The 14,528-nt window shown below is 65.4% G+C and carries 9 protein-coding genes; 8 read left to right on the top strand and 1 reads right to left on the bottom strand.

What is annotated here, in order from left to right:
* Positions 1–8 precede the first annotated feature (8 nt).
* Positions 9–746 (top strand): amino acid ABC transporter ATP-binding protein, encoded by a 738-nt coding sequence (locus WHZ77_RS17545; protein WP_375309084.1) that lies wholly within the window; start codon positions 9–11, stop codon positions 744–746.
* A gap of 48 nt (positions 747–794) precedes the next feature.
* Here WHZ77_RS17545 and WHZ77_RS17540 read toward each other — a convergent pair whose 3' ends face one another.
* Positions 795–1,829 (bottom strand): cysteine synthase A, encoded by a 1,035-nt coding sequence (locus WHZ77_RS17540; RefSeq protein WP_375309083.1) that lies wholly within the window; start codon positions 1,827–1,829, stop codon positions 795–797.
* Between the two features lie 691 nt (positions 1,830–2,520).
* On the opposite strand from WHZ77_RS17540, the gene WHZ77_RS17535 reads away from it, so the two are divergent.
* From WHZ77_RS17535 to WHZ77_RS17505, 7 genes are all read left to right on the top strand, one after another.
* The gene (locus tag WHZ77_RS17535; protein WP_375309082.1) at positions 2,521–4,005 is read left to right on the top strand and encodes an efflux transporter outer membrane subunit; all 1,485 of its coding nucleotides are present in this window, start codon (positions 2,521–2,523) and stop codon (positions 4,003–4,005) included.
* Complete coding sequence (locus WHZ77_RS17530) at positions 3,995–5,386, top strand: efflux RND transporter periplasmic adaptor subunit (RefSeq protein WP_375309081.1); 1,392 nt, start codon at positions 3,995–3,997, stop codon at positions 5,384–5,386. The genes WHZ77_RS17535 and WHZ77_RS17530 overlap by 11 nt, the downstream gene beginning before the upstream one ends.
* A gap of 36 nt (positions 5,387–5,422) precedes the next feature.
* Positions 5,423–8,572: an efflux RND transporter permease subunit gene (locus tag WHZ77_RS17525; protein WP_375309080.1), complete on the top strand. Its 3,150-nt coding sequence runs from the start codon at positions 5,423–5,425 to the stop codon at positions 8,570–8,572.
* On the top strand, positions 8,572–11,676 hold the full coding sequence (locus WHZ77_RS17520; protein ID WP_375309079.1) for an efflux RND transporter permease subunit: 3,105 nt from the start codon (positions 8,572–8,574) through the stop codon (positions 11,674–11,676). The genes WHZ77_RS17525 and WHZ77_RS17520 overlap by 1 nt, the downstream gene beginning before the upstream one ends.
* 260 nt (positions 11,677–11,936) lie before the next feature.
* Positions 11,937–12,686 (top strand): class I SAM-dependent methyltransferase, encoded by a 750-nt coding sequence (locus WHZ77_RS17515; protein ID WP_375309078.1) that lies wholly within the window; start codon positions 11,937–11,939, stop codon positions 12,684–12,686.
* 98 nt (positions 12,687–12,784) lie between these two features.
* A complete protein-coding gene (locus tag WHZ77_RS17510) occupies positions 12,785–13,519 on the top strand; it encodes a tRNA-uridine aminocarboxypropyltransferase (RefSeq protein WP_375309077.1) in 735 nt (244 codons plus the stop codon).
* 199 nt (positions 13,520–13,718) lie between these two features.
* On the top strand, positions 13,719–14,435 hold the full coding sequence (locus WHZ77_RS17505; RefSeq protein ID WP_375314750.1) for an ABC transporter permease: 717 nt from the start codon (positions 13,719–13,721) through the stop codon (positions 14,433–14,435).
* Positions 14,436–14,528: the final 93 nt, after the last annotated feature.

Genomic DNA, 14,528 nt, shown 5'->3' with positions numbered 1-14,528 from the left:
AGCTCACCATGTCCGACCCCATCGTCAAGATTTCCGACCTGAACAAATGGTACGGCGAGTTTCACGTGCTGCGCGACATCGACCTTGAGGTCCGCAAGGGCGAGCGCATCGTGATCTGCGGCCCCTCGGGTTCGGGAAAGTCGACCCTGATCCGCTGCATCAACGCGCTGGAAGAATTCCAGGAGGGCCAGATCGTCGTCGACGGCATCGAGCTCGGGCCGAACCTCAAGCATGTCGACGCCGTGCGCCGGGAAGTCGGCATGGTGTTCCAGAGCTTCAACCTGTTCCCGCATCTGACGGTGCTGGATAATTGCACGCTGGCGCCGATCTGGGTGCGCAACATCCCCAAGAAGGACGCCGAAGCGACCGCGATGAAATTCCTGGAGCGGGTCAAGATCCCGCACCAGGCCAACAAGTTTCCAGGGCAGATGTCCGGCGGCCAGCAGCAGCGCGTCGCGATCGCGCGCGCGCTGACCATGAACCCGAAGGTGATGCTGTTCGACGAGCCGACCTCGGCGCTCGATCCTGAAATGGTCAAGGAAGTGCTGGACACCATGGTCGATCTCGCCGAGGAGGGCATGACCATGCTGGTCGTGACCCACGAGATGGGTTTTGCCCGCGAGGTCGCCAACCGCGTCGTGTTCATGGACGCCGGCCAGATCATCGAGGCCAACACGCCGAACGAATTCTTCGCCGCTCCCCAGCATGCGCGGACGAAGCTGTTCCTGAGTCAGATTTTGCGGTGAGCTCGTCAGCTCTCCGAAATCAGATCGACCGGCTGCAAGCTTGCCGGCCTAGACGAACGGCAGCTTGATGTTGCTGCGCTTCTCGAGCCATTCCGGCACGGGCAGGTTCTTGGCGCGCATGAAGTCGGCGTTGAACAGCTTTGACAGGTAGCGGCTGCCGGAATCGCAGAGGATGGTCACGATCGTCTTGCCGGGCCCGAGCTGTTTTGCCAGCCGCATCGCACCCGCAATGTTGATGCCGGAGGAGCCGCCGAGGCACAGGCCTTCGTGCTGGAGCAGATCGTAGATCACAGTGACGGCGTCGGTGTCGGGAACGAGATAGGCATCGTCCACCTTGGCGGACTCGACGATCGCGGTCGCGCGGCCAAGGCCAATGCCTTCCGTGATCGAGCCGCCGGGCGTCGCCTTGGGGTCGCCGGTCCTGAAATATTCGTACATGCCCGCACCATGTGGATCGGCGCAGGCGATGCGAATGTCCTTGTTCTTTTCCTTCAGGAAGCGGCTGATGCCGGCGAGCGTGCCGCCGCTGCCAACCGAGCAGACGAAGCCGTCGACCTTGCCGCCGGTCTGCTCCCAGATCTCCGGACCCGTCGACTCGTAGTGCGCCTTGGCATTGTCGAGGTTGTTCCACTGGTCGGCGAACAGCACGCCGTTCGGCTCGGTCTTGCGCAGCTCGTCGGCGAGCCTGCGGCCGACATGCTGGTAGCTGTTCGGATTGGAATAGGGCAGCGCCGGCGATTCCAGCAGCTCGGCGCCGCACAGCTTCAGGAAGTCCTTCTTCTCCTGGCTCTGCGTCTCCGGGATCACGATCAGCGTGCGGTAGCCACGGGCGCTCGCCACGACAGCGAGGCCGATGCCGGTATTGCCGGCGGTCGATTCCACAACGAGGCCGCCCGGCTTGAGCTCGCCGCGCTTCTCGGCCTCCAGGATCATCCATTTGCCGGCGCGGTCCTTGACCGACTGGCCGGGATTCATGAACTCGGCCTTGCCCAGAATGGTGCATCCGGTCAGTTCGGAGGCGCGCTTCAGCTTGATCAGCGGGGTGTTGCCGATGGCTTCGACAACGTCGTTCTTGATGATCATGTCAGGGGGAATTCACTGGCAAGGGGTTAATCAGGTTGGCCAGAACCTAGTGCTTGGAAACCAAAAGGGGAAGGCTTTTGCGCGGCGAAACGGGGCCAAGCGCCGCCAAAGCAACGATATTCCGGGAAGGGGATGGGCGATGGCGGGGCGCAGCGGCGAGATGAGGAGGATCTGGCTGATCGCCGCCAGGATATGGAAGATAATTATCGTCACGAGCGATCCCGGGGAGAAATCTTCACCTTGGCGAGCCGTGCCAATGCCGCGCGGACGAGGAGGTTCCTGCCAACGCGACGGGTGCGTCTTCGCTGCCTGCAATTGACGAGCTCGTGAGAATGGCTCTGCCAGGCTTTGAGGCCCGGTCGAAATCGCCCGGGCTGCTGTCGCTGACAGGTGTGGCGGCAATATCACATGAAATCTTGGTAAGATTGAATGCCACCGCGAACGGCGCGGGAATACGAGAAAGAACTGCGGCACAGGGCGATCTTGTCTTTGTGTGATCCTGGCGCCGACACGTTCTCATGTGCGTTTCGCAGGTGCGGGACTGTCATGGCGTTCCGCGCCCGGCTAGGATGGATCGCAAGGTTCCGCAGAAAGCATCACCTTTGAACGAGTTGCAGAAGGCCCACCGACTGTCCCGCCGCGAATCGGTTAATCCGGCTGCGCGGCGGCGGCTTTATCTGCCCGGCGGAGGGTGGATGTGACACAGCGAGTTCCGGCGATCGCCACGCGGCGGTCTGTTGGCTCTGCGTCCTGGACGCGGCGTGCGGTGCGCTGGCTTGGCGCGCTGTGCCTTGCCGCCAGCTCGGGCGCCTGCGTGCTGACCCAGGACTTGCCGGATCCCGCGCTGGATGTCCCCGCGCAATACAAATACGCCGGCAAGGCGGACGCGCCGCCGACGCTGGATTGGTGGCGCGGCTTTCGCTCAGCAGAATTGACGCAACTGATGGAAGAGGCGCAGACCGTCAACCTCGATATCGCCGCCGCCGTCGCGCGCATCGTCCAGGCCGACGCCCAGGCACGGCAGGCCGGCGCGGCGCTGCTGCCGAGCCTGTCCGGCACGGGGCAGGAGGCCTATTCGCGCACCTCCGGCTCTTCCGCATCCGGGCTGACCAACGGCGGCCGCGAGGTCGTCAACTATCAGGCCTCGCTCAGCGCAAGCTACCAGCTCGACTTCTGGGGCCAGAACCGGGATGCACTGCAGACGGCAGAAGAAACCGCCAATGCCAACCGCTTCGATCGCGACGTCGTCGCGCTGACGACGCTCTCCGCCGTCGCCAACGCCTATTTCCAGGTGCTGGCCTCGCAGGATCGCATCAGGACCTCACAGCGCAACATCGCGAGCGCCCAGCGCATCCTCGACGCCGTCCGCGAACGCCGCAAGGCCGGCACCGGCACCGACCTCGACGTCGCCCAGCAGGAGAGCGTGCTTGCCAACCAGAAGGCGCTGGTCCCGCCGCTGCGCCAGACGCTCGACCAGAACGTCAATGCGCTCGCCGTGCTGGTGTCGCGGCCGCCGGAGAGCGTGCGGGTGCTCGGCGGTTCGCTGAACACGATCGCCATTCCGCGCGTGACGCCCGGCCTGCCGTCGGAGATCCTGACGCAGCGGCCGGATATTCGCCGGCAGGAGGCGCAGCTCGCTTCCGCCACGGCGAACATCGGCAATGCCCGCGCGCAGTTCTTCCCGACCATCCAACTCACCGGCAATGGCGGCTATCAGAGCTCGGCGCTGGTTTCGCTGTTCCAGCCGCATGCGGCGTTCTTCCAGCTCGTCGGCAGCGCGACGCAGCCGATCTTTGACGGCGGCAAGATCCTCGGCAATTTCGAATTCGCCAAGGCGCGGCAGGACGAGTTGCTGCAGACCTACCGGAAGACCATCATCCAGTCCTTTGCCGACGTCGACAACGCGCTGTTCTCGATCAAGCAGACCACGATCAAGCTTCAATTGCAGCGCGATGTCGTCACCGCCTCGCGGCGCGCCTTCGATCTTGCCGAGCAGCAATTGCGCGCCGGCACCGCCGACATCGTGACCGTGCTCAACACCCAACTGACCCTGTTCTCGGCGGAAGACGCGCTGTCGCAGGCCCAACTCGCGCGGCTTCTCGCCATCGTCAGCCTGTATCAGGCGCTCGGTGGCGGCTGGGAGCCGCGCATGGAGAAACCGGTCAATGCTCTTTAAGCCGGATGGCAGGGATGATGCGAAGCAGGGAGGCGCGAAGAGGTCGCGCGGCCGCGGCTTCGTCATGACCCTGATCACGCTCGCGATCCTCGGCGCCCTTGGCTATTACGGCTGGACCGTCTGGCATCAGCAGCCGCAGCAGGCGAACGGCCGCAACCAGCGGCCCGATCTGCCGGTCCCGGTGCTGGCGGCGACACCGCGCATCCAGGACGTGCCTGTCTATCTCGACGGCGTCGGCGCGATCCGCGCGCTCAACACCGTGACCGTGCGCTCGCAGGTCGACGGCAAGCTGATTGCCGTGAAATTCACCGAAGGCCAGGACGTCAAGAAGGGCGATGTGCTCGGCGAGATCGATCCGGCGCTCTACCAGGCGACGTATGACCAGGCCGTCGCCAAGAAGGCGCAGGACGAGGCCCAGCTCGCCAACCAGCGTATCGATCTTACCCGCTACGAGCAGCTCGCTGCCTCCAACGCCGGCTCCAAGCAGCAGGCCGACACGCAGCGCGCGCTGGTCGCGCAGACCGAGGCACTGGTCAAGGCCGATCAGGCCTCGATCGACAACGCGGCGGCGACGCTGAGCTACACCAAGATCGTGGCGCCGATCTCCGGCCGCGCCGGCCTGCGCCAGGTCGACCAGGGCAACATCATCCACGCCTCGGACACCACGGGCCTCGTAGTGATCACGCAGTTGCAGCCGATCGCGGTGTGGTTCAGCCTGCCGCAGCAGCAGATCATGCGCGTCAACACCGCAGCGTCGAAAGGCGCTCTCGCCGTCGATGTGTTCGGCAATGACGGCATCACGGTGATCGACACCGGCAAGCTCACCGGCATCGACAACCAGGTCGACCAGACCACGGGCACGCTCAAGCTCAAGGCCGAGTTCCCCAACGCCAACTACCAGCTCTGGCCGGGCCAGTTCGTCAATGTCCGCCTCAAGGTCGAGACCCTCATGCAGGCGCTGGTGGTGCCGACATCGGCGGTGCAGCGCGGACCGATCGGCACCTTCAGTTATGTCATCGGCGAGGGCGACATCGTCTCGGCCAAGCCTGTGACGGTGACGCAGCAGAACGAGCACGATGCGGTCATCGCCAGCGGCCTGTCGGCGAACGACAGGGTCGTCACCACTGGCTTTGCCAATTTGTCCGACGGCTCCAAGGTGGTGGTCGGTCGCGACGACCAGACCCCGTCGGCCGATCTCGCGCCGCGCAAGCGCACGCGCGGTCCGGATGGTCAGAAGAAGGACGGTCAGGCCAAGGATGGTCAAAAGGACGGCGAGCCGCGCGCGAAGCGCAGCAGCACTGAAGGCGACCAGAAGGGTCAGACCGGGCCGGCACCTGCACCAAGTCCCGGGTCATCGGGATCTGGAGCCAAGCAGCCATGATCCCGACAACGGCCGCCTGAGCGGCAGGCGAAACTCATGGGCGTCTCCGAACCCTTCATCCGCCGCCCGATCGCGACCTCGCTGCTCGGCATCGCGCTTCTGATCGGCGGCGCGCTCGGCTATTTCTCGCTGCCGGTCTCCGCGCTGCCGCAGGTCGATTTCCCGACCGTGCAGGTGACGACGCAGCTTCCGGGCGCGAGCCCCGACGTGATCGCCTCGCTGATCACCGCGCCGCTGGAGCGGCAGCTTGGGCAGATCCCGTCGCTGTCGGCGATGAACTCGACGAGCTCGTTCGGCGTCAGCCAGATCTCGCTCCAGTTCGACCTCAACCGCGACATCGACGGCGCGACTCAGGACGTGCAGGCCGCGATCAATGCGGCCGCAGGCGTGCTGCCCAAGACGCTGCCTTATCCGCCGACCTACGCCAAGGTGAACCCGGCGGACGCGCCGGTGATGACGCTGGCGCTGCGCTCCGACACGATCTCCCTGCGGGCGATGAGCGATATCGCCGATACGCTGCTGGCGCAGCGGCTGAGCCAGATCTCCGGGGTGGGGCGGGTCTCCGTGCTCGGCGGGCTGAAGCCGGCCGTCCGCATCCAGGCGGATCTCGCGCGGCTCGCTGCCTACGGTATCGCCATGGAGGATTTGCGCGCCGCGATCGCCAATGCCAATGTTTCCGGGCCGAAGGGCTCGCTCGACGGCGCGCAGCAGGCCTACATCATCGCGGCCAACGACCAGATCGCCGCCGCCGACGCCTACAAGCCGATCATCATCGCCTACCGCAACGGCTCGCCGGTCACGATCGCCGACGTCGCGCAGATCGTCGACGGCCTGGAGAACGACCGCACCGGCGGCTGGTACCAGGGCACGCCGGCCGTCATCATCGACATCCAGCGCCAGCCCGGCGCCAACGTCATCGACGTCGTCAGCCAGATCCGCGCCGAGATCCCGAAGGTTCAGCGTGCGATTCCAGCCGGCGTGAACCTCACCATCGTCTCCGACCGCACGGTGACCATCCGCGCCTCTGTCCACGATGTGCAGTTCACGCTGATCCTCAGCGTCGTCTTGGTGACGCTGGTGGTGCTGCTGTTCCTGCGCTCGCTGCGGGCCACGCTGATAGCCGGCGTGGCGCTGCCGCTGTCGCTGATCACGAGCTTCGGCATCATGTATTTCGCCGGCTTCAGCCTCGACAATCTGTCGCTGATGGCACTCACCATCGGCACGGGCTTCGTCGTCGACGACGCCATCGTCATGATCGAGAACATCGTCCGTCACATGGAGAACGGCGACAGCGCGATGGAGGCCTCGCTGAAGGGCGCCAGCGAGATCGGCTTCACCGTGATCTCGCTGACGGTGTCGCTGATCGCGGTCTTCATCCCGCTCCTGTTCATGTCGGGCCTCGTCGGGCGCATGTTCCGCGAATTCGCGCTGACGCTGACCATTGCGGTCGTGACCTCGGCCGTGGTCTCGCTGACGCTGACGCCGATGATGTGCTCGCGCCTGCTCAAGCACGCGCATGAGGAGTTCGCGGTGCCGGGATTGGCTGCCGTCAGCCGCTTCATCGACCGCACCGTCGAATTCTACCACCGGACGCTGTTGTGGGTGCTGGAACGCCAGCGCGCCACGCTGCTCGTGACCTTCGCCACGCTGGTCGCAACCCTCGTTCTCTACGTCGTCGCGCCAAAAGGCTTCCTGCCGCTCCAGGACACCGCCTCGATCACGGCGGTGACGGAGGCGGGGCCCGACGTGTCGTTTGCGGAGATGCAGAAGCGGCAGACCGAGGTTGCCGACGCCATCAAGGCCGATCCTGATGTAACCGGCGTGGTCTCGGTGATCGGGGCGGGCTCGGTCAACCCGACCACCAATGTCGGCCGGCTCGTCATGTCGCTGAAGCCGCGCGGCGAGCGGCGCGATGATGTCAGCGCGGTCGTGATCCGGCTGAAGGAGCGGGTATCCGGCATCCCCGGAATGACGGTCTACTTCCAGCCGGTGCAGGATGTGCAGATCTCGACCCAGTCGAGCCGCTCGCAATACCAGTACACGCTGACCGGAACCGATGCAGCCCTGGTCTCGGAATGGGCGCGCAAGCTGGTGGCGGAGATGCGGCGCGATCCGCTGTTCCGCGACGTCTCCTCGGAGGCGCAGGAGGGCGGCCTGCGCGCGCAACTCGATGTCGACCGCACCCGCGCCGGACAGCTCGGCGTCAGCCTGCAGGCCATCACCGACACGCTGAACGACGCCTTCGCGCAGCGCCAGATCTCGACCATCTACGGCCAGGCCAACCAGTACCGCGTGGTGCTGGAGGCGCTGCCGATGTACCAGCGCGATCCCTCGATCCTGTCGAAGCTGTATCTGCCGGGCGGCGCGAGCGCCACCGCCGGCGCGCCGAACGCGCAGGTGCCGCTGTCGGCCGTGGCGACGCTGAAGCGCACCACCGCACCACTGGCGATCTCGCACCAGGCGCAATTCCCGGCGATCTCGCTCAGCTTCAACCTGGCGCCGGGCGCAGCGCTTGGCGACGCCGTCGAGGCGGTCAAGACGATCGAGACCCGCATCGAAATGCCCAACAGCATCGTCGGCGTCTATTCCGGCGACGCCGCCGAATTCGCCAAGGCGCTCGCGGGGCAGCCGTGGCTGCTGCTCGCCGCCGTGATCACGATCTACATCGTGCTGGGCGTGCTCTATGAGAGCTACATCCACCCGATCACGATCCTCTCGACGCTGCCTTCGGCCGGCGTCGGCGCCATCCTGGCGCTGATGCTGTGCGGGCAGGACCTCTCGGTGATCGGCCTGATCGGCATCATCCTGCTGATGGGCATCGTCAAGAAGAACGCGATCATGATGATCGACTTCGCGCTCGAAGCCGAGCGTGGGAAGGGCATGTCGCCGCAGGAGGCGATCGTGCAGGCCTGCCTCTTGCGCTTTCGCCCGATCATGATGACGACGCTGGCGGCGCTGTTCGGCGCGCTGCCGCTGGCAATCGAGAGCGGCACCGGCGCCGAGTTGCGCTTCCCGCTCGGCATTTCCATCATCGGCGGCCTGCTGGTGAGCCAGTTGCTCACGCTCTACACCACGCCCGTGATCTACCTCGCGCTCGACCGCATCAACCGCCGCCTCGAGCGCGCGCTGCCGCCGGCCGAGCCTGGAGGTCCGCCGGTCGCGGGCGCGACCGAGGGGATGCAGTGATGGCATCGATCTCGGAACCCTTCATCCGCCGCCCGGTCGCGACCACGCTGCTGTCGATCGGGTTGTTCCTGCTGGGTGTCGTGGCCTACGATTTCCTTCCCGTCGCCTCGGTCCCGAACGTCGATTTTCCCGCCATCTTCGTCTCGGCCAGCCGGCCGGGCGCCGATCCGTCCGTGATGGCGGCGACCGTGGCTTCTCCGTTGGAGCGGCGGCTGGGCGAGATCTCGGGCATCAACCAGATCACCTCGACCTCGTCGCTGGGCACGACCAACATCCAGCTCCAGTTCGACATCGGCCGCAACATCGACAAGGCCGCGCGCGACGTGCAGGCGGCGATCAACGCATCGCTGGTCGACCTGCCAAGCGACCTGCCGGCGCTGCCGCGCTTCCGCAAGGCCAACACCGCCGGCGCGCCCGTCTTCGTATTGGCGCTGACCTCGAAGACCCTTGCGGCGAGCGCGATCTACGATGTCGCCGACACCGTGCTGGCCCAGCGCATCTCCCAGGTCCCCGGCGTCGGCAACGTGACGATCAGCGGCGCGGACCAGCCGGCGGTGCGGATCCAGCTCAATCCTGTGGCGCTGTCGAACGCCGGCATCGCCACCGACGACGTCCGGACTGCCATCATCAACGCCAATCCGCTCGGCCCCGTCGGCATCTTCAACGGCGAGCGCCAGAGTGAGACGCTGTCGCTGAACAAGCAGATGCGCACGGCCAAGGAATTCCGGGACATCATCATCAAGAGCGCGAACGGCAGTTTCTTGCGGCTGTCCGACGTCGCCGAGATCGAGGATGGCGTCCGCAATGCCCGTTCGATCGCGTGGTTCAACAAGCAGCCGGCAGTGCTGATCCAGATCACCAAGCAGGGCGACGCCAACGTCATCGATACCGTCGACCGGGTGAAGGCGCTGATCCCCGAGCTGAAGCAGTGGATTCCGGCCGGCGTGGACGTCTCCACCCTGGTCGACCGCACCAGCACGATCCGCGCCAGCGTGATGGACATGCAATGGACGCTGCTGGCGACTGCCATCCTGGTGATGGTCGTGGTGTTCGTATTCCTGCGCCGTCTGACGCCGACGATCGCGGCGGGCATCTCGGTGCCGCTGGCGCTGGCCGGCACCTGCGCCGGCATGTGGGTCGCAGGCTTCTCGATCGACAATCTGTCGCTGATGGCGCTGGCGATCTCGGTCGGTTTCGTGGTCGACGACGCCATCGTCATGATCGAGAACATGTACCGCAATCTCGAGCACGGCATGCGGCCGTTCCAGGCGGCAATCGAGGGTGCCAGGCAGATCGGCTTCACCGTGGTCTCGATCAGCCTGTCGCTGATCGCGGCGTTCACGCCGTTGATCTTCATGGACGGCATTGTCGGCCGTCTGCTGCGCGAGTTTTCGCTGACGCTGACCTTCGCGATCGTGGTGTCGACGCTGGTGTCGCTGACGGTCACGCCGATGATCTGCGCCCATTACATCCGGCCAACCACGTCCGGCACCGCGACGCTGTTTGATCGCATCATCGAGGGTTCGCTGTCGCGCATCGTCGCGTTCTATGCCCGCACCCTGCGTACTGTACTGGAATTCCCGTTGCTGACGCTGCTGGTGTTCTTCGCGACGATCGGGCTGACGGTGATGCTCTACATCAAGGTGCCCAAGGGCTATTTTCCGACCGACGATTCCGGCTTCGTCATCGGCGCGACGCGCGCCTCCGCGGACATCTCGTTCCAGTCCATGCTCAGCCTTCAGCAGCGGCTCGCCGACATCGTCATGCAGGATCCGGCGGTGGCCGGGATCGGCTCGACGGTCGGCGGCGGAGGCGGGCCGGGCGGCGCGACCTCGAACCGCGGCACTATGTTCATCAGCCTGAAGCCGCCGGAGGAGCGCGATCACGTTTCGACGCAGGTCGTGATCGATCGCCTGCGGCGCGCACTGTTCCCGGTGCCCGGCATCCGCCTTTTCATGTTTGCCGCCCAGGATGTGCGCGCCGGCGGACGGCAGAGCGATTCCGACTACCAGTACACGCTGTCCAGCACCGACCTTGGCTTGCTCCAGAAGTGGGCTCCGATCGTGGCCAAGCGCATGGAAAGCGTCGAGGGCATCACCGACGTCTCCAGCGATCGAGATCCCGGCGGACTTCAGCTGACCTTGTCCATCGACCGCCAGAAGGCTTCGGCGCTCGGCGTCCGCGTCCAGGACATCGACAATGCGCTGAACAATGCGTTCTCGCAGCGTCAGATCTCGATCATCTACACCCAGCGCAACCAGTACATGACGGTGCTGGAGATCGACCCGAAATTCCAGGTCGATCCCTCCAATCTCGACCGCATCTATGTCGCCGGGGCGGGCGACGTGCAGGTGCCGCTGTCGGCCGTTGTGCGTGTGACGCGCGGGCTTGCCGCGCTCGCGGTCTATCATTCGCAGTCGTTCCCCTCGACCACGGTGTCGTTCAACCTGCTGCCGGACGTGCCGCTCCAGGCCGCGACCCAGAACGTGCAGCGCGCGGTGGAGGAGTTGCACATGCCCGAGGGCATCCGCGGCAGTTTTGACGGCAATGCCGGCGATTTCGCCAAGACCAGCGGCCGCCAGCCGCTGCTGATCCTCGGCGCGCTGGTGGCGATGTATATCGTGCTCGGCGTGCTCTATGAGAGCCTTGCCCATCCGCTCACGATCATCTCGACGCTGCCCTCGGCCGGCCTCGGCGCGCTGCTGGCCTTGCAGATCACCAACACGCCGCTGACGGTGATCGCCTTCGTCGGCATCATCCTGTTGATCGGCATCGTCAAGAAGAACGGCATCATGATGGTCGACTTCGCGCTCGATGCCGAGCGCCAGCGTGGCCTGTCCTCGGCGGAGGCGATCTTCGAGGCCTGCCAGGCGCGCTTCCGCCCGATCCTGATGACGACCATGGCGGCGCTTTTCGCCGGCATTCCGCTGGTGATCGCGACCGGCCCCGGCACGGAGCTGCGCCGTCCGCTCGGCATCACCATCATCGGCGGCCTGTTCGTCTCGCAGATCCTGACGCTCTACACCACGCCCGTGATCTATCTCCTGATCGACCGGCTGCGCCGCCGCTCCAAGCCCCGGCCGCTCGCCGCGCCGGCGGAATAGGCGGGGCGTGTCACCACCCGCATCAGGATGATATTGTTGTAATATCCGTTTTCACGCATCTGTTAGATATTCTCATTTCTGTCAACAAAGTTCGTTACTGAACGGCCACGCGCATGGCCATCGAACCGGCCTCGCGAGGGGGCTGCGCCTTTGCATTTCGGACGAGTCCGTCCCGACAACGCGCGACCTGATTGCGGGACACTCGGATTGCGGGCCGGCGACAGCCGGCTGGCTCATGTCGTTATTGGGTGGTGAGGCTGATGACTGATGCGGTCGGAACACATTTCTTCCCGGAGATTGCCGCGGGTGGATTCTCCCGGGTCGATGGCACCGTTCAGTTCTGGCTCAGAGTCAGTGCGCTGATCGGTCCCGAGTCTATCGTGTTGGACTTTGGCGCCGGACGAGGTGCCAAGCAGAGCGAGGATTCCGTCGCCTATCGGCGCAGCCTGCTGTCGTTGAAGGGACGGGTGCGCGAGGTGATCGGCGTCGACGTCGATCCGGTGGTCATGACCAATGAGGCGCTCGACCGGGCGTTCCTGATTGGACCGGACGGCAGGCTTCCGATCCCCGATCGATCAATCGACGTGATCGTGTCGGATTTCGTGTTCGAACACATCCAGGACGCTGCCAGCGCAGCGCGGGAGCTCGACCGCGTCCTCAAGCCCGGCGGCTGGATCTGCGCGCGCACGCCTAACCGCTACGGATACATCGCCATCGGCAACCAGCTGATCCCCGATGCGCTGCATGCTCGCGTCATCCGGTCAGCCCAGGTCGAGCGGGAGGGCAAGGACGTCTTTCCGGCCGTCTATCGTCTAAATACCGCCAGCGCTTTCAAGCGGCATTTTCCAGCGTCCCGTTACGATGTTTACGTCATTCCGTGGGACGCGGAGCCGGCCTACTATTTCGGATCGAAGCTCCTCTACTCGTTATTCCTTGCGATTCAGCACTTCACGCCGGCTTCATTCAAGACGGTCTTGATGGCGTTCATGCGCAAGCGCCCGGTGCCTTGATCTCGACGGGGCTGGAGCGACGCGAGGGTGTCGCAGTTTGCCGGCGGATTGTGCCTTGCCGGTTGTTGAACTGCCGCTTCAAGCGTATAGCGGCGACCATGTCGAACACCACCGCCGCCGCGCCGGCCGAGCCGATCCCCGAATGCCCGCACTGCCAGAAGCCGATGCCGCTGTGCATCTGCGACAGCGTCACCCCGGTCGAGAACCGCCTCGGGCTCCTGATCCTCCAGCATCCGCAGGAGCAGGACAGGGCGCTCGGCACCGCGCGGCTGCTGGCCCGGCATTTCGCCAAGGCCACGGTGCGGGTCGGCTTGTCCTGGCCGAGCCTGTCCAAGGCGCTGGGGCGGCCGATCGAGAACGCTTCGCACTGGGCCGTGCTCTATCTCGGCTCGGCGCGCGCCGCCGACCTCGAGGCTGAAGGCGAGATCGTCGCGCTCAACCGCAAGGGCGAGGTCGCGGACAACCAGCGTGCGCTTCTCGGCAAGCTGGAAGGCGTGGTGCTGCTCGACGGCACCTGGAGCCAGGCCAAGGCGCTGTGGTGGCGCAATCCCTGGATGCTCAAATGCCAGCGCGTCATCCTCAACCCGGCGCATCCCTCGCGCTACGGGCGCCTGCGCAAGGAGCCTCGGAAGGACGGACTCTCCACCATCGAGGCCGCCGCGACGATCCTGGCCAGTCTCGAGAAGCGCCCAGACATCGCGCAGACGCTGAACGCCAGTTTTGAACGGATGCTGGCGCGCTACCGCGAAGTCCAGGCCGAGATGCCGGAACTGGCGCCGAAACCGCCGGTGAAGGACCGCCGGCGCGGGGTCCGGCGAGGCAAGCGAGCCTGACTTCGGTCCACATCAGCCCTATGGTTGATTGCCCCGCCCGGGGCGGGCCGATAGAGAGCGTCGGCCAGACCAGCCGCGATCTGCTATCCTGTCGCGGTATCGGAATGCCGGAAGCGGAATGGGCAGTCGAATTCACTTCGCAACGAAGGAAATCCTGGCACAGGCGACGCGGCCCGATCGGTGGGGCACGCTCGCGCTGATGGACATCTCGCTGCGCTACCGGCGCACCGTGATCGGCCCGCTCTGGATCACGCTGACATTGGCCGCGACGATCGCCAGTGTCGGCACGGTCTATGCGACGCTGTTCAAGCAGGACATTGCCGGCTTCCTGCCGCTGTTCGCGGTTGGCCTGATCGTCTGGACCCTGATCGCAACCACGCTCCAGGAGGGCTCCAGCATTTTCGTAACCTCCGGTCACCTGATCAAGGCGGTGCCGGCGCCCCTGATCGTGCACGTCCTGCAGATGATCGCGCGCAACGTCCTCATCTTCGCCCATCATCTGGTGATCGTGATCCTGCTCTATATCGTCATGCCATGGCCGCTGCACTGGGACATGCTGCTCGCGGTGCCCGGCTTTGCGATCCTGCTCGTCGTTCTCCTCGGCGGCTCGGTCGCGCTCGGCATGCTCTGCGCGCGCTTCCGCGACATCGGGTCGGCCATCGTCAGCGGCCTGCAATTCATCTTCTTCCTGACGCCGATCATCTGGACCGAGGACGCCGTGCGCGGCACCGCGTTTCACTGGCTGATCCGCGCCAATCCGTTCGCGACCCTGCTCGATCTCGTGCGCAGGCCGCTGCTGTCGCAGCCGACCGATGCGGAGCAATGGCTGCTTGGGTTGGTCTATGCGGCCATCGTGGCCGTCATCGGCCTCGACTGCTACGCGCGATATCGCCATCGCGTGGCGTATTGGTTGTGAGGCACCCATGAGCCCTGCCGCCCATATCGTCCTGCGCAACGTCTCGGTGACGTTTCCGATGCTGTCGTTTCGCGACCGTTCGCTGCGCAGCCG

Origin of the sequence: Bradyrhizobium sp. A5 (genome assembly GCF_042076515.1) — a bacterium.
In the GTDB taxonomy this organism is placed as follows: domain Bacteria; phylum Pseudomonadota; class Alphaproteobacteria; order Rhizobiales; family Xanthobacteraceae; genus Bradyrhizobium; species Bradyrhizobium cosmicum.
The sequence above is the reverse complement of the archived record's forward strand: the minus strand, read 5'-3'. Positions and strand labels throughout refer to the sequence as shown.

What these genes read in the sequence shown, in the direction of transcription:
- WHZ77_RS17545 (WP_375309084.1), top strand. Translation starts at nt 9, where the DNA reads ATGTCCGACCCCATCGTCAAGATTTCCGACCTGAACAAATGGTACGGC.
- WHZ77_RS17540 (WP_375309083.1), bottom strand. Translation starts at nt 1,829, where the DNA reads ATGATCATCAAGAACGACGTTGTCGAAGCCATCGGCAACACCCCGCTG.
- WHZ77_RS17530 (WP_375309081.1), top strand. Translation starts at nt 3,995, where the DNA reads ATGCTCTTTAAGCCGGATGGCAGGGATGATGCGAAGCAGGGAGGCGCG.
- WHZ77_RS17525 (WP_375309080.1), top strand. Translation starts at nt 5,423, where the DNA reads ATGGGCGTCTCCGAACCCTTCATCCGCCGCCCGATCGCGACCTCGCTG.
- WHZ77_RS17520 (WP_375309079.1), top strand. Translation starts at nt 8,572, where the DNA reads ATGGCATCGATCTCGGAACCCTTCATCCGCCGCCCGGTCGCGACCACG.
- WHZ77_RS17515 (WP_375309078.1), top strand. Translation starts at nt 11,937, where the DNA reads ATGACTGATGCGGTCGGAACACATTTCTTCCCGGAGATTGCCGCGGGT.
- WHZ77_RS17510 (WP_375309077.1), top strand. Translation starts at nt 12,785, where the DNA reads ATGTCGAACACCACCGCCGCCGCGCCGGCCGAGCCGATCCCCGAATGC.
- WHZ77_RS17505 (WP_375314750.1), top strand. Translation starts at nt 13,719, where the DNA reads ATGGACATCTCGCTGCGCTACCGGCGCACCGTGATCGGCCCGCTCTGG.